Annotated in this window: 17 protein-coding genes; 9 read left to right on the top strand and 8 right to left on the bottom strand. The window is 59.7% G+C overall.

Features of this window, described 5'->3' with window-relative positions; genetic code table 11:
• Entirely contained in the window at positions 1–906 is a 906-nt protein-coding gene (locus tag M2433_RS02480; protein ID WP_429052626.1) for a LysR family transcriptional regulator, read from the bottom strand.
• Positions 907–1,023: 117 nt separating this feature from the next.
• Here M2433_RS02480 and M2433_RS02475 point away from each other — a divergent pair, with 117 nt between their 5' ends.
• The gene (locus tag M2433_RS02475; protein WP_429052624.1) at positions 1,024–2,424 is read left to right on the top strand and encodes an MFS transporter; all 1,401 of its coding nucleotides are present in this window, start codon (positions 1,024–1,026) and stop codon (positions 2,422–2,424) included.
• 60 nt (positions 2,425–2,484) lie between these two features.
• Here the strand turns inward: M2433_RS02475 and M2433_RS02470 are convergent, their stop codons facing one another.
• The 3 genes from M2433_RS02470 to M2433_RS02460 are packed head-to-tail and all read right to left on the bottom strand — an operon-like array spanning position 2,485 to position 5,195.
• The gene (locus M2433_RS02470) at positions 2,485–3,480 is read right to left on the bottom strand and encodes a DUF2891 domain-containing protein (protein WP_429052623.1); all 996 of its coding nucleotides are present in this window, start codon (positions 3,478–3,480) and stop codon (positions 2,485–2,487) included.
• Positions 3,481–3,489: 9 nt separating this feature from the next.
• The gene (locus M2433_RS02465) at positions 3,490–4,476 is read right to left on the bottom strand and encodes a DUF979 domain-containing protein (protein WP_429052621.1); all 987 of its coding nucleotides are present in this window, start codon (positions 4,474–4,476) and stop codon (positions 3,490–3,492) included.
• Positions 4,473–5,195, bottom strand: a complete 723-nt coding sequence (locus M2433_RS02460) for a DUF969 domain-containing protein (RefSeq protein WP_429052620.1) — start codon at positions 5,193–5,195, stop codon at positions 4,473–4,475. Before M2433_RS02460 ends, M2433_RS02465 begins: the two co-directional genes overlap by 4 nt.
• Positions 5,196–5,395: 200 nt before the next feature.
• Here M2433_RS02460 and M2433_RS02455 point away from each other — a divergent pair, with 200 nt between their 5' ends.
• Positions 5,396–5,941 (top strand): winged helix DNA-binding protein, encoded by a 546-nt coding sequence (locus M2433_RS02455; protein WP_429052619.1) that lies wholly within the window; start codon positions 5,396–5,398, stop codon positions 5,939–5,941.
• A gap of 2 nt (positions 5,942–5,943) precedes the next feature.
• Here the strand turns inward: M2433_RS02455 and glgX are convergent, their stop codons facing one another.
• From glgX to treZ, 3 genes are read right to left on the bottom strand one after another with little or no spacing between them, the layout of a single operon-like run.
• Complete coding sequence (gene glgX, locus M2433_RS02450) at positions 5,944–8,019, bottom strand: glycogen debranching protein GlgX (RefSeq protein WP_429052618.1); 2,076 nt, start codon at positions 8,017–8,019, stop codon at positions 5,944–5,946.
• 15 nt (positions 8,020–8,034) lie between these two features.
• Entirely contained in the window at positions 8,035–10,503 is a 2,469-nt protein-coding gene (gene treY / locus M2433_RS02445) for a malto-oligosyltrehalose synthase (RefSeq protein WP_429052617.1), read from the bottom strand.
• Positions 10,500–12,287 (bottom strand): malto-oligosyltrehalose trehalohydrolase, encoded by a 1,788-nt coding sequence (gene treZ / locus M2433_RS02440; RefSeq protein WP_429052616.1) that lies wholly within the window; start codon positions 12,285–12,287, stop codon positions 10,500–10,502. The genes treY and treZ overlap by 4 nt, the downstream gene beginning before the upstream one ends.
• Positions 12,288–12,419: 132 nt before the next feature.
• Between treZ and M2433_RS02435 the strand changes: the two genes are divergently transcribed.
• From M2433_RS02435 to M2433_RS02420, 4 genes are all read left to right on the top strand, one after another.
• The gene (locus M2433_RS02435) at positions 12,420–12,947 is read left to right on the top strand and encodes a GNAT family N-acetyltransferase (RefSeq protein WP_264437398.1); all 528 of its coding nucleotides are present in this window, start codon (positions 12,420–12,422) and stop codon (positions 12,945–12,947) included.
• A gap of 77 nt (positions 12,948–13,024) precedes the next feature.
• Entirely contained in the window at positions 13,025–13,777 is a 753-nt protein-coding gene (locus M2433_RS02430) for a 5'-nucleotidase, lipoprotein e(P4) family (RefSeq protein ID WP_429052614.1), read from the top strand.
• Between the two features lie 142 nt (positions 13,778–13,919).
• Positions 13,920–14,906 carry an MBL fold metallo-hydrolase gene (locus tag M2433_RS02425; protein WP_429052611.1) on the top strand — a complete coding sequence of 329 codons (987 nt, stop codon included), beginning with the start codon at positions 13,920–13,922 and terminating at the stop codon, positions 14,904–14,906.
• Between the two features lies 1 nt (position 14,907).
• The gene (locus M2433_RS02420) at positions 14,908–15,819 is read left to right on the top strand and encodes a LysR family transcriptional regulator (RefSeq protein ID WP_429052609.1); all 912 of its coding nucleotides are present in this window, start codon (positions 14,908–14,910) and stop codon (positions 15,817–15,819) included.
• Here the strand turns inward: M2433_RS02420 and M2433_RS02415 are convergent.
• The gene (locus tag M2433_RS02415) at positions 15,810–16,694 is read right to left on the bottom strand and encodes a LysR substrate-binding domain-containing protein (RefSeq protein ID WP_429052608.1); all 885 of its coding nucleotides are present in this window, start codon (positions 16,692–16,694) and stop codon (positions 15,810–15,812) included. The two genes, M2433_RS02420 and M2433_RS02415, sit on opposite strands and share 10 nt — an antisense overlap.
• A 111-nt stretch (positions 16,695–16,805) precedes the next feature.
• On the opposite strand from M2433_RS02415, the gene M2433_RS02410 reads away from it, so the two are divergent.
• The 3 genes from M2433_RS02410 to M2433_RS02400 all read left to right on the top strand — a co-directional run bounded on the left by M2433_RS02410 (position 16,806) and on the right by M2433_RS02400 (position 20,012).
• Positions 16,806–18,293 (top strand): UbiD family decarboxylase, encoded by a 1,488-nt coding sequence (locus M2433_RS02410; protein WP_429052606.1) that lies wholly within the window; start codon positions 16,806–16,808, stop codon positions 18,291–18,293.
• 131 nt (positions 18,294–18,424) lie between these two features.
• Positions 18,425–18,712 carry a VF530 family DNA-binding protein gene (locus M2433_RS02405; protein ID WP_429052604.1) on the top strand — a complete coding sequence of 96 codons (288 nt, stop codon included), beginning with the start codon at positions 18,425–18,427 and terminating at the stop codon, positions 18,710–18,712.
• Positions 18,713–18,719: 7 nt separating this feature from the next.
• Complete coding sequence (locus M2433_RS02400; protein ID WP_047348458.1) at positions 18,720–20,012, top strand: glycoside hydrolase family 10 protein; 1,293 nt, start codon at positions 18,720–18,722, stop codon at positions 20,010–20,012.
• Positions 20,013–20,018: the final 6 nt, after the last annotated feature.

The raw sequence follows: 20,018 nt of genomic DNA, 5'->3' as shown, positions 1-20,018 counted from the left end.
TCACCGCACCGTACGGCTGACTTCCAGCACCTTCTCCCTGAGCCACCGGTGACCCGGGTCCCGCTCCATGCGTGGATGCCACATCTGCGAAACCGTAATAGTTCGGGTCTGAAAGGGCAGTTCAAAGACGTGCACGCGCTCGGTCATCGGCTGATTGAGCAGATACAGCGCCGGCACCATGGCAACCAGATCGGAGGCCAGCGCCACGGATAGCGCCGTTGGAAAACCTGGCACAACGCTGGCGACCTTGCGCTTTAGCCCGCGTTCCGCCAGCGCCTCATCGACAAACCCGTGCAGCGAACCGTCCGGTGAGGCCACCACGTGGCCCCAGGCGATATACTCGCTCAGGCTGACCTCAGACTGTAATGACAGCGGATGCCCCTTGCGCACCGCGCCAACAAACCGATCCTGGAACAGCCTTTGCAGCCGTATTTCAGGCCCCATATTGCCCTGCACGCCAATTTCCAGATCGACAAGCCCCTCCCGCAAATAGCGCGACGTTTTTTCAGGTTTTGGCGAAAAACGGATGCACACCCCGGGGGCAACGCTCGCCACCGCGGCAATCAGCAGTGGCCCAAACGCCACCACAAAACCGTCGTTGGCGCGGATGGTGAACAGCCGCTCGAGGCTTTCCACCTTCAGCGCGTCGGTGGAGGGCTGGAGCACCGCCCTCGCCTCATGCACCGCGCTTCTGGCGCGGTCCCGGGTGGCCTCAGCCCAGGGCGTCAGCACCATATGACGACCAGCCCGCACCAGAATAGGATCGCCGGTCACCTCCCGCAGCCTGCTCAGGGTGCGACTCATGGCGGAGGTGCTCAGGTTTAAGCGTCGCGCCGCGCCCGCCACGCTGGCTTCTGCCAGCAGAACGTCGAGCGCAACCAGAAGATTAAAATCAGGGTCGGACACGGTGAATCCTCAGATAAGGCGTTATATGCAACGATTAAGTGCAAACGCTGCGTCTTCCGCCCTGTATATCGCATGATTATAGTTTCGTCATCAATATTCTTATCCGGAGTGACGACGATGACGCTATTTTCAAACCAGCCCGGCGACGAGGGTTTACCCGGGCATGAACGTGCCCGGGTCCTGGCCGCCGTCATGACCACCACGCTGATGGGCGTCTTTGACGGCACCATGATCAACATCGCACTGCCCTCTATGGCGGGCGCAATGCAGGTCCCCGCGAACGTTGCGGTCTGGTTCGCCAACGGCTATCTGCTGTCAGCGGCAATGACGTTAGCCATCTTCGCGGCGCTGGCGGCGCGCGTGGGATATCGCCCGGTCTTTCTGGCCGGGCTTGCCACCTTTACGCTCACCTCGCTCGGCTGCGCGCTGGCAGCCACGCCGGAAATGTTAACCGGGATGCGTATTCTGCAGGGCATCGGCGGCGCGGCCACCCTGAGTATCGCCCCGGCGATCCTGCGATCCGTGTTTCCGGGACGGCTGCTTGGCCGCATTCTGGGGCTGCACGCCCTGCTTATCGCCTCCAGCACGGCGATTGCCCCCGTGCTGGGCGGGACGATACTGGACGCCCTGAGCTGGCAGTGGCTGTTCGCCATAAACATTATTCCCGGCACCATCGCTCTGCTGCTGGCGTGGCGAGCCTTGCCGCGTAAATCAGCCACCGACAGGACTCCCTTTGACGCGCCGGGCGCCGTGCTTTCGGCCGTACTGTTAGGAGCAGCGATCATGTTGGCCAACAGCCTTCAGAGCGTGACGCAGCACGTGAGCCGGGAGGCGGTAGGCTGGGGGCTTCTCGCGCTGGCGAGCGCCCTCGCCTTTATCTGGCGTATCCGGCGCGCGCAAAATCCTTTACTGCCACCGGTAATGTTCAAAAACGCCCGCTTTACCCTCGCCGCGCTGACCTCGCTGGCCTCGTTTGTGAGCCAGGGCATCACGTTTATCGCGCTGCCGTTCCTGTTTCAGAGCGTCTATGGCTACAGCCCGGCGATTTCCGCGCTGCTGTTCACCCCGTGGCCGATTGGTATTGTGCTGATCGCGCCGCACGCGGGGCGTTGGGCAGATACGATTTCCGCGCCGCTGATTTCGACCCTCGGGCTAATGATTTTTGTCGGTGGACTGGTCCTGCTGGCGACGTTGCCGGAAAATCCTTCCGCGTGGAATATCTGCCTGCGCAGTCTGGTTTGCGGGATTGGCTTCGGCTGCTTCCAGAGCCCCAATAACCGGGAAATGCTCTCTAACGTGGCGCGAGAGCATGCCAGCTATGCCTCCGGCGTGCTGTCGATTGTGAGGACGTTCGGGCAATGTCTCGGCGCCGCCGCGGTGGGCGTGCTGCTTGCAACGACCGGGTCAGACCATGACCGGGCCGTGCATTTTGCGCTGTGGATAGCCGTAATAGCCTCGACGGGCTCGGTGTTGTTTAGCCTGAGCAGGCTGCGCCCTGCGGTGAGGGCATCAGCCTGATTCGCCCGGCGGCGCTACGCTTGCACGGGCCTACAACGGCAAAGTAGACGACTCGGTTGTTTACTCCAGCGCCAGCAGCGCAAAGCTCGCCAGCCAGTGCCCGCCGCTGTAGTGGCTGCCGACAACATGCCCGACGCTCGCCGTCAGGTGTTTCGCCACCGCATCACGCAGCGCCTGCTGCGCCGGATGGTCAGGGGGAAGCGCGCGGGCAATATGCTTCATACACCACGCGCGGCTGAGGTTTAACCCGTCCAGATGGGCAATTTTCGGATCGGTACGGTCGCTCACCTCCGCCGGGTTCATCAGTGCCGCAACGGAGTCGACCTCCGGCAGAAATGCGTCAAACCAGGCCGGAAAGTCCTTTGATACCTTGCTCATCAGCAGCGCTTCCGTCAGCGCGCCGGAAATATACTCATCACCGCCGGGCTCGTAATGTGCCGGATAGCGCGTATCGGCGAGGTAAAACCGCTCCGCCGCCGTCAGAATTGCCTGCTCCAGCCCGCTGTCCTGCACGGCACGGGCGTAATCCAGCCCCAGTGCGAGGGCAAACGCTGTGTTGTAGTGCGTCCCGACGCGGATCGGATAGGTGAGCTTGCCGAGGTAGTCCACCAGCCGGTTGCGAATATCCTGGGTTAACGGCTCCAGCGTCTGATACCAGCCCGTGGCCTGCGGCAGCGTCGACTGCTTCAGCTCCTGGGACAGCGCCAGCAGCCAGCCGTAGCCATACGGGCGCTCAAACGAGGCGCGGAACGGCGCGGTGAAATAGGCCAGCTCCTTCGCCACGTTCTCGTCGGTCAGATGCTCGTCAAAAAGCGCGACGATCGCGTCCCGGCACGGCAATTCTGGATAGAGACGTACGCAGCGCAGCAGCAGCCAGTAGCCGTGCACCGCCGAGTGCCAGTCGAAACAGCCGTAGAAAATCGGGTGCAGTTCGCGAGGCGGCAGCACGTCGCCATCATCATTCAGCAGGTGCATGATGTGGTTCGGGTATTCCTGGCGCAAATAGGTCAAAGGCATGCGGGCAAACGCGTCAGCCTGATGTTGCGTTAATTCCATAACAGCTCCTTAGCGAAACACGAGGAAGTACATGAGGAACACGTTCACCACCAGCAGGGTTAACGCGGTCGGGATCTGGATCTTAATCACCTGATATTTGTCCTTCAGCTCCAGCAGCGCGGCGGGAACGATATTGAAGTTCGCGGCCATCGGCGTCATCAGCGTGCCGCAATAGCCCGCGTACATGCCAATCGCCAGCAGCGGTGCCGGGTTGCCGTGATGCACGTTAATCAGGAACGGCAAGGCGATACCGGCGCTCAGCACCGGGAAGGCCGCAAAGGCGTTACCCATGATCATGGTAAACAGCGCCATACCCACGCAGTAAATCACCACCAGCATGAAGCGGCTATCCGGGTTTACGAACAGGCTCACCACCTTTTGCACCGAGTCGCCGGTGTTCGCCACCACGAAGACCCCGCCGAGCATCGCCAGCATCTGCGGCAGGATCACCGCCCAGCCGATGGTATCGACAAGGCGACGAGACTGGCGAACCGCATGCAGCGGCGTGCCTTTGGTGAGCCACCAGCCGGTGAGGATCGCCGCGACGCAGGCCACGCAAAGCGCCGCCAGGGTGAGCTGTTTCTGATCGAGCAGGAACACGCCGCCAACCGACACTCCTTTCAGGAACAGGGTGCCGATCACCGTCACCACCGGGATCATCAGCGCGGGCAGGAACAGCCAGTTTTTCAGCCGATTAGACGACGCGACGCGCTCCTCCTCGGTGGACATTTTATAGTGCCCTTTCCCGACCAGGCCAAAGCCCGCCAGTAGCGCGATAGCGATGACGCCGCCGCCGATGATCCGGTACGCCAGGGATTTACCGAGCTCCTGCACCATCAGGTCGCCAAAGAGGAAGATCCCGCCAAACAGGAACCAGAACAGCGCGGTGGTAAAGCGCTTAGGGTTGGCGCGATCGCGCAGGGTCATCACGACCAGCAGCATCACGACAAAGCCAATCAGGTAGTACACGCGGTTAATGGTGATAAGCGTCATCATTGCGCGGCCTCCTGCGTACCCTGTTCGGCGCGCCATGCCATGACGTCGCGACGGATGCTGGCATCGAGCCGCAGCAGGCGCGTCATATGAATAATCAATGCCGCAATGGCGGTTGGGATGGCCCACAGGCCAATATGCAGCGGTTCGATGCCCTCAATGCCGTTCTCTTTCAGGAACGCGTCAATCAGCAGCACCGCGCCAAAGGCAATAAAGATATCTTCCCCAAAGAAGACCGCGATGTTGTCACACGCCGCGGCATGGGCTTTGATTTTGTCGCGGATGTGCTGCGGCAGCTCGCCGTATTCGTTCAGCGCCGCTCCTTCGGCCATCGGGGCCAGCAGCGGACGCACCGTCTGGGCATGGCCGCCCAGCGACATCAGCCCCAGCGCGGCGGTACCTTCACGCGCCACGAAGTAAAGCATCAGAATGCGCGCCGAGGTGGCGCTGGCGATCTTCGCCACCCAGGCCTGAGCGCGCTCCTTAAGCCCGTAGTATTCCAGCAGGCCAATCACCGGCAGGATCAGAATGAAGGTGGCCAGCGAGCGGCTGTTCACGAACTTCTCGCCGAAGGTTTCCAGCAGCCTGCCGAAATCCATTCCGACCAGCAGGCCCGTCGCCAGCCCCGCCACCACGACCACCAGCAGCGGGTTGAAGCGCAGTGCAAAACCAATAACCACGATCGGTATCCCGATCAGCGGCAACAGCGTAGTACCGTCCATAACGTTTACCCTATCCAAAGTGAGCGTTGCGCGCCGACGGCTATTTTTTTAATTTGCGGCGAGCGATGTTGTGTTTTGTTGGCAGGTTTTGCAAAACCTGCGCTAAAAAGCTATATCTGAACCTCAAAAACATGTAAACAAATTATCAATAAAATGTTCTTATTTTATCGATGAGTTTACATTTCTGGTTAAGGAACGTTATGACCTCAGAAAAGAGTGCTATCCCCCATCACGACGATATCAACGACGGCCGGATCGTCTCTTCCCGCCATCTGGTGTCCGAGCGCTGCGCGGAGCTGTCAGAGCTGGAATATGCGCTGATCATGACCAGCAACGCCTTCAATAAGTGGATGGTGCGCTGCATGACCGCAGCCGGTGAGCCTGACATGGGCGCCTTTGACGTCTCGCTGCTGCATCACGTGAACCATCGCGATCGCAAGAAAAAGCTGGCCGATATCTGCTTCGTGCTCAACGTGGAAGATACCCACGTGGTGACCTATGCCCTGAAAAAGCTGGTCAAAGCGGGCTACGTGACGAGCGAGAAGGCGGGTAAAGAGCTCTTTTTCTCCACCACCGAGGAAGGGAAAGCGTTGTGCATGAAGTACCGGGACGTGCGGGAAGCGTGCTTAATTGCGATACACGCGGAGAGCGGCATTGCCGGGAAATCAATCGGAGAAACCGCGCAGTTGCTACGCACGATCTCCTCCCTGTATGACACCGCCGCACGCGCGGCGGCATCACTCTAGGGCTAAGGACGTCTGAACAGGGTAATACTGCGTCCGGCCAGCTCGTACTCGACGGTTTCGGTGATCGCTGTCCCGGCGGCAGCCTCATCCGCCGTGGACAGTTCCAGCACCCATCCCCCCTCGCCAAACTGCGGGATCTGGAACGGCACGGTGCCTTCAAACGGATTAAACAGCATCAGCACGTCATGCCAGATGCCTTCCTCCTGTTTGAGATCCGGCCTGCTGATGGAAACGCCCAGCGTCGAGCCTTCATCCCACTGCTCGGCCTGCTGCGCGCCGCCTCCGGCATTGAACCAGCGGATCTCCAGCCCGTCGCGCCAGCTTTCACGACGCAGCAGCGGCTGATGCGCGCGCAGGGCGATCAGCTTTTGGGTAAACTCGCGCAGCGCGGCGTCGTTTTCAGAAAGCCCCTTCCAGTCGATCCAGGAGATCTCACTGTCCTGACAGTACCCGTTGTTGTTGCCCTTTTGCGACCGGCCAAACTCATCGCCCGCCAGCAGCATCGGCGTGCCGTGTGAAAATAGGAGCGTGGTCAGGAAATTACGCTTCTGCCGCTCGCGGGTAGCGATGATGTCCGGGTTCTCGGTTGGCCCTTCCTCGCCGTAGTTGTAAGACCGGTTATCGTTGTGGCCGTCGTTATTGTCCTCGCCGTTATCGGCGTTATGCTTTTCGTTGTATGACACCAGGTCATTCAGCGTAAAGCCGTCATGGGCGGTGATGAAGTTGACGCTGGCCCACGGACGACGACCGCGCAGATCGTACAGGTCGCCTGAGCCAAGTAGCCGCGCGGCAAAGTCCGTGGAGACGTTGTCCCCCTTCCAGTACTCGCGCACGGTGTCGCGATATTTATCGTTCCACTCGCCCCAGCCCGGTGGGAAACCGCCCACCTGATACCCACCGGGGCCGATATCCCAGGGTTCACCAATCAGCTTCAGACGGGATAGCACCGGATCCTGGGTCATCGCGTCGAAGAAACCGCCGCGCGGGTCAAACCCTTCGGGCTCGCGGCCCAGGATCGTCCCAAGGTCGAAGCGAAAACCGTCGATGTGCATCGATTCCGCCCAGTAGCGCAGGGAGTCCATCACCATCTGCAGCACGCGCGGGTGGGAGGTATTAACCGTGTTTCCCGTGCCGGTGTCGTTGATGTAGTACCGGTGCTGGTCGGGCAGCGTGCGGTAATAGCTGTAGTTATCGATCCCCTTAAACGAGAGCGTGGGGCCAAGTTCGTTTCCTTCCGCCGTGTGGTTATAGACCACGTCCAGAATCACCTCGATGCCCGCATCATGGTACGCGCGCACCATATCGCGAAAGCCCTGGATCCCCGCCGGGCCATAGTAGCGCGACGCCGGGGCAAAAAAGCCCAGCGTGTTATAGCCCCAGAAATTCTTCAGGCCGCGGTCGAGCAGGTGCTGGTCGTCCGGGAACCAGTGAACCGGCAGCAGCTCCACCGAGGTAATGCCCAGGCTCTTGATGTAATCCACCGAGGCTTTATGCCCCATCCCCTCAAACGTGCCGCGCAGTTCAGGCGGTATCGCCGGATTAAGCTGGGTAAAGCCTTTCACATGGCTTTCATAGACGACGGCGTGCGGCCAGGGAACGTTTGGCCGGTTTGTGTCCTGCCAGTCAAAGGCATTGGGGTCGATGACCCGGCATTTCGGCGTAAACGGCGCGCTGTCGCGCGTGTCAAAGCTCAAATCTAACTCGTCATGCCCCAGTTCATAGCCGAAATGGGCGTCGTTCCAGTCGATATCGCCCACCAGTTCGCGGGCGTAGGGGTCAATAAGCAGCTTATGCGGGTTGAAGCGATGGCCGTTTTCCGGGTCGTAGGGGCCGTAGACGCGATAGCCGTACAGCGCGCCGGGCTTCAGATCGGGCACGTAGCCGTGCCAGACCTCATGAGTATATTCCGGGAGTTCCAGCCTGGCGATTTCCGTTTTCCCGGACGGGTCAAACAGGCAGAGCTCCACCCGCTCGGCGTGAGCGGAGAACAGCGCAAAGTTCACCCCCTTCCCGTCGTAATTTGCACCCAACTGCTGGCCGTGACCGGCCCGAATTTCAAACGTTGTATCCTTTGCCATTTTCGTTCTCCACGATTATTCGCAGGTAAGCAGAACCAATACACATCCCTTTTCTGGCGTTAACTCCAGCGTCTCTTGCAGAATACGGCTTTCACCGCTGAACAGATCCCGATAGCGCTTCCCGGCCAGTTCTTCCGGTATCGCGACCCTGGTATTCACCCACAGTTTGTCGTTACCGCTGACGTCAAACACCAGACGCGGTACGGCAACAATCAGCGCCTCGTCGCCTTTAACGCGCGCGTAAACAATCAGATTCTCTTCACGCTCGCCGGTGACCTTAAGCGGCAGCCAGTCGCCATAGCGGAAAAGCGCCGCGTAGTGCGGACGTAGCCGCAGCAGCGTGGCGGTAACGAACTGTTTTACCCGCCCGTCCCGCCAGCAGGCCGGGTCGTCAAACACGCCGGCATCCGCTGCGCTGAGGTTTTGCACCAGGGCCGGAAAGTCCGGCTCCCGGCGGTTATCCGGGTCGACAAGGCTAAAGTTAAGCGCCTCGCTGCCCTGATAGATATCCGGCACGCCGGGAGCCGTCAGCTTGATCACCGTCTGGCTGAGGCTGTTCATCAGCCCGGCCCGGATAAAGGGCTGCATCGCCTCGCTGAAATCATGCAGGAACAGGGTGTTGTCCGGGGAAAGCAGGTGCCGCGCGTAGCTCAGCACCACGCTCTCATAGCTCTCGTTGCTGTCGATCCAGTCGGTGCGCTGTTTCGCCTCGCGCAGCGCTTTCTCGAGGAAGCCAAGGAAACGTTCTTCCAGTGATGTCAATCCGTCGGCGTCGTCCGGCGACAGCGTGGCGGGCCAGACGCCCGCCAGCGCCTGATAGATCATCCAGGTATCGGCGGCGTTCGGCGCGGTACCGTCGTTGAGAAAACGCACCTGTGTCTGGTTCATCTTCCGCCAGCGGGCCAGGTTTTCCCCCCACTGTTCCGGGGCTTCCGTCAGGGTGTAAAGACGCGCCCGGGCGTCTTCCCCGCGCTTGGTATCGTGCGTGGAGGTGCCCAGCAGCGCATCGGGCTGGCGGGCAAGGCGAATGCGCATCTCCTGGTGAAAGCGGGATAACGAGAACGCGCGCGGCGTCGGGTCGGCGCCCACTTCATTAAGCGCCAGCTCCAGGTTGTGGCGAAAGAACAGCGTGTCCTCCACCGACTTCGCCATCAGCGGCCCGGTAAGCTGCTGGAAGCGGGTTCTGAAAAGCGCGGCGGACTCGCGGCACGCGTCCGGCAGATCGTCGGTAAGAATGCGCACAATCAGGCTCAGCGCCGCTTCGGAGGTCTCCACGCTGGCGACCACGCGGTTGAGCAGCGCCACGTCCGGCGGGGTTAAGCCCTCGGGGGTGCCGTAGGTGCGGTACACCGGAAAGGCGATAAGCAGCTCGCGCAGCGCGTGGCGGATCTCGTCGCGCGGCAGCGCAACGCCATTGCGCTGGGCCAGATCGGCCGCAATCGTTAACAGCGTGGTGAATTCGCCCTCAAAATTACGATCGGTCATCAGGCCTTTGGCATCGCGCAGCTCGGCGTGGCGATCGACCGCGCTCCCCAGCGTCTCGTCGTGGATTTTCTCCAGGCGCGGCAGGTTAGCGTCGTCGACCAGCACCTCCGCCAGCGAGGCGATAAACTCGTAGCCGGTGGTGCCGGAGATCGGCCAGTCTGCGGGCAGCTGTTCTCCCTTCGCGAGAATTTTTTCGACCGTAATGTAGCAGTCGGGTCCGGCTTCCTGCCTCAGACGCTGCAGATAGCCCAGCGGATCGGCCAGGCCGTCGACGTGGTCGATTCGCAGACCGTCCACCACGCCCGCGTGGACCAGCTCAAGAATGAGACGGTGCGTATCGTCGAAGACCGCGTCATCTTCTACCCGAACGCCGACCAGCCCTGTTATTTCAAAAAAGCGCCGCCACGACAGCTGCTTCGGCGCTTCCCGCCAGGACATCAGGCGCCAGCTTTGCGCGTCGTGCAGCTCGGCAATGCTCTTCTCCTCGCTGTACGTGCCGGGGTTGAGCGGATACTCGGCGTCATAGTAAACCAGCGCGGCCTTATTAGTGACAGCGTCACGTTTTAGCGTGATGCCCCCCTTCTCCAGCTCCGCCTCAAAGGTGTCGCCGAGAAACGGCAGCGTGAGCGGCCGTGACCAGTCGATATCGAAATAGCGGGCGTAGCGGCTTTGCCTGCCGTGCTCAATCACGTCCCGCCACCAGGCGTTTTCCAGCGAGGTGGACATATGGTTCGGAACGATATCCAGAATCAGCCCCATGCCGGCCTGTCTGAGCGCCGCGGCCATGCGGTCAAACCCCGCTCGTCCACCGATGGCGGGGTCAATTTCATTCGGGTTGGTCACGTCATAGCCGTGGGTTGAATCCGTTGTAGCGGTAAACACCGGTGAGGCGTAGAGGTGGCTGATGCCGAGATCCTTCAGATACGGCACCAGCGCGACGACGCGGTCAAAGGTCATGCCATTACGAAACTGAATACGGTACGTAGCGGAAGGGATCATAACGATGCTTCTCCATCAGCAAAGCGAACGACAATACCGTTCGGGGGTAAAACGTCGTGATTCTCCGGCCAGGCAAAGCGCGTCTCCCCCGCGAGAGCGGGCAGCGCGACGGGCTTCGCTGCGATATTGAGCGCCAGAGAGAGCGTTCCCGACGGGAAGCGCCAGCTCACCGCCACCATGCCGGGCGCGGTGCTGAGCACCTGGCCCTTAACGACGCCGCCCTGATGCAGAAGCGGAACAATATAGCGATGGCGCAGCGTCAGCAGATGGCGCGTGTAGCGCAGCCACGTTTTGCCCTCGTCGGTGGCGACTTTGTTCCAGTCGAGTTTTGAGCGGTTGAACGTGTTCACGTCGTTCGGGTCGGGTACGGCCTCATCGTGCCCGGCGTGGCCGGTAAATTCCTTCGCGCGCCCTTCCCGCACAGCCTTTGCCAGATCGCCGTGAAAATCGGTGAAGAACAGGAACGGATGCGTTTCGCCAAACTCCTCGCCCATAAACAGCAGCGGGATGTGGGGGGAAAGCAGCAGCGCCGCAAGCAGCACCCGCGTCCTGTCGGCACCCGCCAGGGTGATAAGCCGCTCGCCCTGGGCGCGATTCCCGGTCTGATCGTGGTTTTGAATAAAATCGACGAAGAACTGCGGCGGCTGCGTGTGGCACTCTACCCCGCGGGATTCACCGGTTTGTAAAGACACCTCGCCCTGGTAGACAAACCCTTCGGCCAGCGCCCGGGCGAATTTTTTCTCCGGTTCAAAGGCAAAATCCTGGTAGTAAGCGTGGGTCTCGCCGGTGGCAAATACGTGGGCAGCATTATGAAAGTCGTCGTTCCACTCGGCGGTGAACAGCGGCGTGTTGCCCTGTTCATCCCGCGGGTGCAGGAAAATCACGTTGCGGCTGTCTTCCGTGGTCAGGTGCACGTGTCGGTGCGGGATCGCCGCGCGGATCTTTTCGGCTATCTCCTGAAGAACGTGCGTATCCGAGGTATCTTTAATCTGGTCGATGGCATCAAAGCGCAGGCCATCCAGACGATATTCCGTCAGCCAGTAAAGCGGCGCGTCGGTAATATACTGCCTGACCGGCTCCGCCTCATAGGCGATGCCGTTGCCCCAGGGCGTGGTGCGATCCGCATCGAAAAACGCCGGCGACAGCAGCGGCAGATAGTTTCCTTCCGGGCCGAAGTGGTTAAGCACGATATCCAGCACCACGGAAAGCCCAAGGCCGTGCGCGGCGTCAATAAACGCGTGGAAATCCTCCGGCGTGCCGTAGGCGGCGTGCGGGGCATACAGCAATACGCCGTCATACCCCCAGCCGCGTGAACCGCCAAACTGGGAGACGGGCATCACTTCAAGCTGGGTGATCCCGAGCTCTGCCAGATAAGGCAGCTTGTCGATGGCCGCCCGGAAAGTGCCCTCCGGGGTGAAGGTGCCGATGTGTAGTTCGTAAATGACCGTCTCTTCCCACGGACGCCCGGCCCAGTCCCGGTTGGCGGGCGGGTAGCGTCGGGGGTCGATAACCACGGAAGGCCCGTTAACATCCCCCTTTTGAGCGCGCGACGCGGGATCGGGCACCGTCATGCCGTCCGGCAAAACAAACTGATACTCTGCGCCGTGCGCGACGCCGGGTACGTCTGCCTGGAACCAGCCAGCGCCGACTGCCGTCATCGGCACGTCGGCACTGGCCAGACGAAGCGTAAGTTTTTTCTGTCCTTCTGCCCAGACGCGAAAACGGACTACGTCATCGGAAATAAACTCAGTACCCCACTGCTTTTGAAATGTCCTGAATTCCATTCATTGTCCTCGAATGACCCACATTTTACGCGGAATGAAGTACAAGCTTAGTTCAGGATTAAAAGTGTGTTAGCCCAGCGAATTTAACCGCTTCGTCTATTCTTTATGAAATAACTCACTACCGGGAATACTATGCAGATTCGAAAAGGATTAAATACTGACCTCGTCCGTCTTGAATGCTGTGACTTTTCTTTCACCATTAGCCACATTGCCCGAGAGCCGTTTATCCACTGTGATTTGCATATTGAAGCGGTCGCCGAGCCGTGGACGAAAACCTATGAGCTTGACATCCAAACCCTTGAAAACCATTGCGTCAATCCGGACGCTATCTTTCTTATTGCGGAAACGGACGACGGTGAAATAGCCGGATTTATTACCGCTTCAATGGGCTGGAATAAATTTATTTCAGTGGATTATATTGCCGTTGAGCGCACAAAACGCAGAACCGGCGCCGCGCAAAAATTGATGGCCGCCGCCCACGTCTGGGCCCGCAGCGTCAATGCCGCCGGGTTACGGCTTGAGACGCAAAACGTGAACGTGTCTGCCTGTCTTTTCTACCGCCATTACGGCTTTACCCTGGGCGGATACGATCGTTATCTGTACAACGCCTTGCCGGAAAAAGACGAGGTCGCGCTGTTCTGGTATTACATGCTGGCCTAGCGACGCGGCCTTCATATTTCTGTCATTGAACTTCACTACTCTTTGCGGATTTTGAACAAGGCGTTGAGGAAAGAAGCGTGAATTTTATGGCAAAGGCTTTACTGCTGGCATTACCTGTTTTAAGTACAGCGGCGACGGCCGCTGAACGCGACCTGTGTGAACCCAAAGCGTACGAAATGGCGCTGCGCTATCAGCAGAAATCGGCAGAGATTATGGCCCTTCAGCTGCAAACCTATCGGTTTGCCACCGAGCGTTTTAACGAAAAGTTAAAGGATCTGAAAACGCCCGAAAATTACGCCGTCGTGATGGATCTGGATGAAACGGTACTGGACAACACCCCTCTGCTGGTACGTGACGCGGAGCAGTGTCACGACTATACAAAATGGGACACCTGGAGCGACTGGGAGAAACAGGGAAAACCTGGACTAATCCCGGGGGCGAAAGCGTTTCTTGACCACGTTAATCAAAGCAAGGTCCGCATCTACTATGTCTCGGATCGCATGCAGGAAAACAAAGCCGACACGCTCAAGACGCTCAACGCCCTCGGCCTTCCGCAGGTCTCTGACGAAAGCGTGCTTCTGGATACGGTCAGCAAGGAAGAGCGTCGCCAGAGCATCCTCAAAAAGCAGCAGATCGTCATGCTGTTTGGCGACAGCCTGCCGGATTTCGCCGTGCAGTTTAAAAACAAAAAGCCGAGCGAGCAGCAGCGCGAGCTGGTTGAGGCCAGCAAAGCGCACTTCGGCGATGACTGGATTGTGCTGCCTAACGCCGCTTATGGCGCCTGGTCGAAAGCCACGCTGGACAGCTGGAACGCCCCCCTGAAAAAATAATATCTTACTGGCCGGGAAAGGCATCGCCCGCCTTACCGACCCTTCGGTTTACTATCCATCCCGTTTATAGGTCCTATCATTATTAGGCAGGTTCTTATAATTTTACGGAGAAGTAAGATGAGCGCTTTCAAAGGAGACTCGTATGCTTACCGTGAAAAAACTTGCCCTGTCCACGCTAATTTCCAGTTCACTGCTGTTCTATCCTGCGCTGCAGGCGTCGGCACAGACGCCCCAGCACGTCGTTAAACAACCGGCGGGCGGATACAGCGTTCAGGTCGGCGATGTGCTTGTCACCTCGTTTACCGACGGGAGCGTCGCGCAGGATCTGCACAAGCTGCTGCGCCGGACTACGCCGCAAAACATTGATGCACTGCTGGCGAAAAATTTCCAGACCAACCCGCCCGAAGTGTCCATCAACGCCTTCCTGATTGCGATGCCCGGACATAAAATTCTGGTGGATACCGGCTCAGGCCAGCTTTTTGGGCCCGGCAACGGCGGACGCCTGATTGAAAGCCTCGCCACGCAGGGAATCAAGCCGCAGGACATTACTGAAGTCCTGCTGACTCACGCCCACTCCGACCATTCTGGCGGCCTGGTGAAAGACGGCAAGGCGGTGTTCAGCAACGCGCGCGTTTTCGTGGGCAAACCGGACATCGACTTTTTCTTTAACGACGACAACCAGAAAAAAACCGGCTACGGCAAAAACTACTTTACCGTCGCGCAGAAGACCTTAAAGCCCTATCTGGACGCCGGCAAGGTCGTGCCGTTCAGCGGTACCTCTGAACTGCTTCCGGGCATTACCGGCACGGTTCATCCAGGCCATACGCCGGGTTCAGCGTTTTATACCCTGGAAAGCAAAGGCGAGAAGATCACCTTCGTGGGCGACATTATTCACGCCGCGGCGGTGCAGTTCCCGCAGCCTGACGTAACCATTACCTACGATGAAGATCAGAACAAAGCGGCAGACGTGCGCCAGCACGCGTTTGCGGACTTTGTGAAAAATAAAGATCTGGTGGCCGCGCCCCATCTGCCATTCCCGGGTATCGGCTACGTGACCAAAGGTGAGAGCGGCGGCTATGCCTGGGTCCCGGTAACCTATACCAACCGGGACGCCAGTGGCGCGAAATAAGATGACGCGGGTCACTGAGATGGACATAGACCTGATCCTGACCCTGGACGCCCTGCTTCAGGACAGGAACATCACCCATGCGGCCGCGCGGCTGGGCATCAGCCAGCCTGCGATATCCGCCCGTCTCGCGCGCCTGCGTTCACTCTTTGGCGAACCGCTGTTTATTCCCTCCCCACATGGACGCGGGGTGTTACCCACGCCGAGAGCGGAAGCGCTCAAGCCGCAGGTGGAGAGCGTGTTGCGCGGCATCAGCGCGATGTTTGCCCCCACCGCGTTCGAGGCGCAAACCAGCAGCCGGACCTTTGTTATCGCGCTGCATGAAAACCCGGCGCTGATGCTGGGCACCGGGCTGCTTAACCAGGTGAGCATCGCAGCCCCCGGCGTTCGCCTGCGCTTCGCCCTGCCTCAGATGGCCGAACTGCCGCAGCAGCTGGAAAATGGGGATGTGGATATCTACATTGGCGTGAGCGCGGGCGCCCATGACGGCTGGGTGAGGCGCAAACTCATCGACGACGCGTTTGCCACCGCGCAGCGAAAAGGCCATCCGCGCGGGACAGTACCGTTAGATCTGGAAAGCTACTGCGCCCTTTCTCATCTGGTGGTGTCTTCGGCGGGGGATCCTTTTACCGGCTTTGTCGATCAAACCCTCGCCGGGCTGGGCCACCAGCGGCACGTCGCCATGTCCACGCAGAGCTACGCCGTGGCGCCTGCGCTGGTTGCCGGTACCGACCTGGTGTGCACCCTGCCGGAGCGGATGCTGAAACAGTTTGCCAGCACGCTGGATCTCTTCGCGCCGCCGCTGCCGCTCCAGCCGATTACCATCAACATGTACTGGCACCCGAAAAATAGCCAGGACCCGGCGAATACCTGGCTGCGCGAGCAGCTGCTGCAGGCCGCCGGACGTCAGGTGTGATCGAGGGTAACCAGAAACTTTTTAAGCACTTCTGAGCGAATAATCCGGTGGCAAACCAGCGTCAGCTCGCTCTCCCGCAGCCGGTCGAGGATGTCCACGTAAACCACATTCTCGACGCTCACCGCCTTTGCCGAGGCGGGCAGCAGCGCCAGCCCAAACCCCGCCGAGACCAGGCTTATCACCGTGGGCACGTCGGTTGCGTTTTGCACGACGTCCGGCTGAAAACCTGCCCCGCTGCAGGCGTCATAAAAGTACTGTTCCAGCCCCATCCCCTCCGGGTCGCGCAGGGAGATCCACTTTTCGTCTTTTACCGACGAGAGCGTCAGCGCGGAGGAACCAGCAAGAGGATGCTGGCGATACAGCGCCAGTACCGTTTTCTCCGAGGCGAACGGGCGGCTTTGCAGATCGTCAGGCAGCGACGGCAGCGGCGCCCGGATAATGGCCACGTCCAGCTGGTTGCTCTGCACGGCGGCGTAGAGCGTCTGCACGTTTCCCGTCATCAGCGACATGGTGATGGCCGGCCAGCGGCTGTGCATCTGGCGCAGCGCGGCGGGCAGCCTGCCGTCGAACATCGCGCTGGACACGCACCCGAGGTTTAACACCCCCTGCTCGCCCCTTGCCGTTTGCCTGGCGTCCAGAACCGCCTGTTCGGTTAACGAGATGGCAAGCCTGGCTTTCACCAGAAACGCGTCGCCCGCGGGCGTCAGGGTTAAGCGGCGGTTCGCCCGGCTAAAAAGCGTAACGCCTAAACGTTCCTCCAGGGCTTTTATCTGCTGGCTCAGCGCCGGCTGCGCCATGTTCAGGCGCTCTGCGGCCCGGTGCATGTGGAGCTCTTCGGCCACGACGATGAAGTTACGCATCTGACGAAACTGCACGAGACGCCTCCCTTTTGATATTAATTTACTTATCAATTTAGCAGTAATGATGCAATTGATGCTATTGGTCATTGCCATAAGAATGGAGGTATTCAACCGAGGGAGGAAAATATGGAAAATCCAATTAACGATCTCAGACGCGCCATCGCCCTGCTGCAGCGCCACGAAGGGCAGTATATCGAAACCGATTATCCGGTCGATCCTAACGCGGAGCTGGCGGGGGTTTATCGCCACATCGGCGCGGGCGGTACGGTAAAACACCCGACCCGCACGGGCCCGGCGATGATGTTCAACAGCGTGAAGGGCTATCCGGGCTCCCGCATCCTGGTGGGCATGCACGCCAGCCGCGAGCGCGCGGCGCTTCTGCTAGGCTGCGAGCCCTCTGAGCTGGCAAAGCACGTCGGCCAGGCGGTGAAAAAACCGGTTGCACCGGTTGTTGTTCCGGCGGCGCAGGCCCCGTGTCAGGAGCAGGTCTTCTACGCTGACGATCCTGACTTCGATCTGCGCAAGCTGCTTCCGGCGCCGACAAACACGCCAATTGATGCCGGCCCGTTCTTCTGTCTGGGGCTGGTGCTGGCAAGCGATCCGGAAGATAGCTCGCTGACGGACGTCACCATCCATCGCCTCTGCGTTCAGGAACGCGACGAGCTTTCGATGTTCCTTGCCGCCGGTCGCCATATCGAAGTCTTTCGCAAAAAGGCGGAAGAGGCCGGAAAACCGCTGCCGGTGACGATCAACATGGGGCTCGATCCGGCCATCTATATCGGCGCGTGCTTTGAGGCCCCCACCACGCCGTTTGGCTACAACGAGCTGGGCGTCGCCGGGGCGCTGCGCCAGCAGCCGGTAGAGCTGGTGCAGGGCGTGGCGGTAAAAGAGAAAGCCATCGCGCGGGCGGAAATCATCATTGAAGGCGAACTGCTGCCGGGCGTGCGCGTCAGGGAAGATCAGCACACCAACACCGGGCACGCGATGCCGGAGTTCCCGGGCTACTGCGGCGAGGCGAACCCGTCTCTGCCGGTGATCAAAGTGAAGGCCGTGACCATGCGAAATCACGCTATCCTGCAAACGCTGGTGGGCCCGGGGGAAGAACATACCACGCTGGCCGGTTTGCCGACGGAGGCCAGCATCCGCAATGCCGTTGAGGAGGCCATTCCGGGTTTCCTGCAAAACGTCTATGCGCATACCGCGGGCGGCGGCAAGTTCCTCGGTATTTTGCAGGTGAAAAAACGCCAGCAGTCTGACGAAGGACGCCAGGGCCAGGCGGCGCTCATCGCCTTAGCCACCTATTCGGAGCTGAAAAACATTATTCTGGTCGACGAAGACGTGGATATTTTCGACAGCGACGATATCCTGTGGGCGATGACCACCCGCATGCAGGGAGATGTGAGCATCACCAACATCCCGGGGATCCGCGGCCACCAGCTGGATCCGTCGCAGTCGCCGGATTACAGCACCTCAATTCGCGGCAATGGGATTTCCTGCAAGACCATCTTCGACTGCACGGTGCCGTGGGCGCTGAAGGATCGCTTCGAACGGGCGCCGTTTATGGAGGTTGACCCACGTCCGTGGGCGCCAGAGCTGTTCAGCGACAAAAAATAAACGCACTTTTCTTTTTTCTTCACCTCTCCGGGGGTGAAGAAACCTCACGCTAAAATTGCCGCTTCCCCTGCTTTCTTGTACCCTTTCAGCGTTTAACCCATTCCCCTGAAAATCGAGACATCCGGACGCCTATGACTGCACATATTTCCAAAGATCCTTTGCATGGCGTAACGCTGGAGATGATGGTCAACGCCCTGGTGGCGAAATATGGCTGGAGCGAGCTGGGTGACCGAATCAAAATTAACTGTTTCAGAAAAGATCCCAGCGTTAAATCGAGCCTGAAATTTCTGCGCCGTACCCCGTGGGCGCGCGCGGAGGTTGAAGCCCTGTATCTGGACTCTCTCGACGATGAGTTGAGTACTGAACAGGAGGCGCCCGCCTTTAATCCCTGGGCCAACAGTCGGATTACAAAGAGCTAATACGCAAATGACGCGACACGTAAAACGGATTGGTGCGCTGGCTGGCTGCGCGCTTTTACTTGTGAGCTGCTCCTCAAAACCGCCAAAGTCACTGGTTACCCCCCTTCCCACAGTGAGTAAACCGACGCAGCAGGCAAACGAGCCGATGCGCGGGATCTGGCTGGCGACCGTCTCTCGCCTCGACTGGCCGCCGGTGGCCTCGGTGAACGGCCGCAGCGCTGACCAGCGCATCGCGATGCAAAAGCAGGCGCTGACCAGCAAGCTCGACAACCTGAAGCACCTCGGCATTAATACGGTATTTTTCCAGGTGAAGCCGGACAGCACGGCGCTCTGGTCATCAAAGATTTTACCGTGGTCGGATATGCTGACGGGCAACATCGGCGAGTATCCGGGATACGACCCGCTGCAGTTTATGCTCGATGAAGCGCACAAGCGCGGCATGAAGGTGCATGCCTGGTTCAACCCGTACCGCGTGTCGACCAACACGAAGCCGTCAACCATCGCCGCCCTGAACCGGACGTCATACCAGACCCCGTCCAGCGTCTATGTCCAGCACCCGGAGTGGGTGCGCGTCTCCGGCGACCGCTTTGTGCTCGACCCGGGCATTCCGGAAGTTCGCGACTGGATCACCCGGGTGGTGACCGAAGTGGTGGCGAACTACCCGATAGACGGCGTGCAGTTTGACGATTACTTCTATACCGAAACGCCCGGTTCAGCGCTCAATGACGCGCAGACCTGGCGGCAGTATGGCCAGGGATTTGCCTCAAAAGCCGACTGGCGAAGGCACAACACGCAGCAGCTGATCGTCCAGGTTTCCCGGGCGATTAAACAGACAAAGCCCGACGTGGAGTTCGGCGTCAGCCCGGCTGGGGTGTGGCGTAACCGCTCGTTTGACCCGGCAGGATCCGACACCCGCGGCGCCGCGGCCTATGATGAATCCTACGCCGACACGCGTCAGTGGGTGCAGCAGGGTCTGCTGGACTACATCGCTCCGCAGATTTACTGGCCCTTCTCGCGGGATGCCGCGCGCTACGACGTGCTGACCAAATGGTGGGCCGACGTGGTGAAGCCGACCCACACACGCCTGTATATCGGCATTGCGTTCTACAAGGTGGGCGAGCCGTCGAAAAATGAGCCGGACTGGACGGTTCAGGGCGGCGTGCCGGAGCTGAAAAAACAGCTCGATCTCAACGATTCGCTGCCCAACGTCAACGGCACCATCCTCTTCCGGGAAGATTACCTGAACCAGCCTCAGACGCAGCAGGCGGTGAACTACCTGAAAGGACGCTGGGGCAGCTAGTGAACA

The sequence above is a fragment of the Enterobacter sp. AC1 genome, assembly GCF_050434705.1.
Taxonomy (GTDB): domain Bacteria; phylum Pseudomonadota; class Gammaproteobacteria; order Enterobacterales; family Enterobacteriaceae; genus Enterobacter; species Enterobacter cloacae_L.
The sequence above is the reverse complement of the archived record's forward strand: the minus strand, read 5'-3'. Positions and strand labels throughout refer to the sequence as shown.

Bases quoted from the DNA above. Each gene is read 5' to 3' on its own strand.
- treZ (WP_429052616.1), bottom strand. From the start codon at position 12,287: ATGGAATTCAGGACATTTCAAAAGCAGTGGGGTACTGAGTTTATTTCC.
- M2433_RS02455 (WP_429052619.1), top strand. From the start codon at position 5,396: ATGACCTCAGAAAAGAGTGCTATCCCCCATCACGACGATATCAACGAC.
- glgX (WP_429052618.1), bottom strand. From the start codon at position 8,019: ATGGCAAAGGATACAACGTTTGAAATTCGGGCCGGTCACGGCCAGCAG.
- M2433_RS02465 (WP_429052621.1), bottom strand. From the start codon at position 4,476: ATGATGACGCTTATCACCATTAACCGCGTGTACTACCTGATTGGCTTT.
- M2433_RS02475 (WP_429052624.1), top strand. From the start codon at position 1,024: ATGACGCTATTTTCAAACCAGCCCGGCGACGAGGGTTTACCCGGGCAT.
- M2433_RS02405 (WP_429052604.1), top strand. From the start codon at position 18,425: ATGACTGCACATATTTCCAAAGATCCTTTGCATGGCGTAACGCTGGAG.
- M2433_RS02425 (WP_429052611.1), top strand. From the start codon at position 13,920: ATGCTTACCGTGAAAAAACTTGCCCTGTCCACGCTAATTTCCAGTTCA.
- M2433_RS02420 (WP_429052609.1), top strand. From the start codon at position 14,908: ATGACGCGGGTCACTGAGATGGACATAGACCTGATCCTGACCCTGGAC.
- M2433_RS02400 (WP_047348458.1), top strand. From the start codon at position 18,720: ATGACGCGACACGTAAAACGGATTGGTGCGCTGGCTGGCTGCGCGCTT.
- M2433_RS02435 (WP_264437398.1), top strand. From the start codon at position 12,420: ATGCAGATTCGAAAAGGATTAAATACTGACCTCGTCCGTCTTGAATGC.
- M2433_RS02410 (WP_429052606.1), top strand. From the start codon at position 16,806: ATGGAAAATCCAATTAACGATCTCAGACGCGCCATCGCCCTGCTGCAG.
- M2433_RS02460 (WP_429052620.1), bottom strand. From the start codon at position 5,195: ATGGACGGTACTACGCTGTTGCCGCTGATCGGGATACCGATCGTGGTT.
- M2433_RS02470 (WP_429052623.1), bottom strand. From the start codon at position 3,480: ATGGAATTAACGCAACATCAGGCTGACGCGTTTGCCCGCATGCCTTTG.
- treY (WP_429052617.1), bottom strand. From the start codon at position 10,503: ATGATCCCTTCCGCTACGTACCGTATTCAGTTTCGTAATGGCATGACC.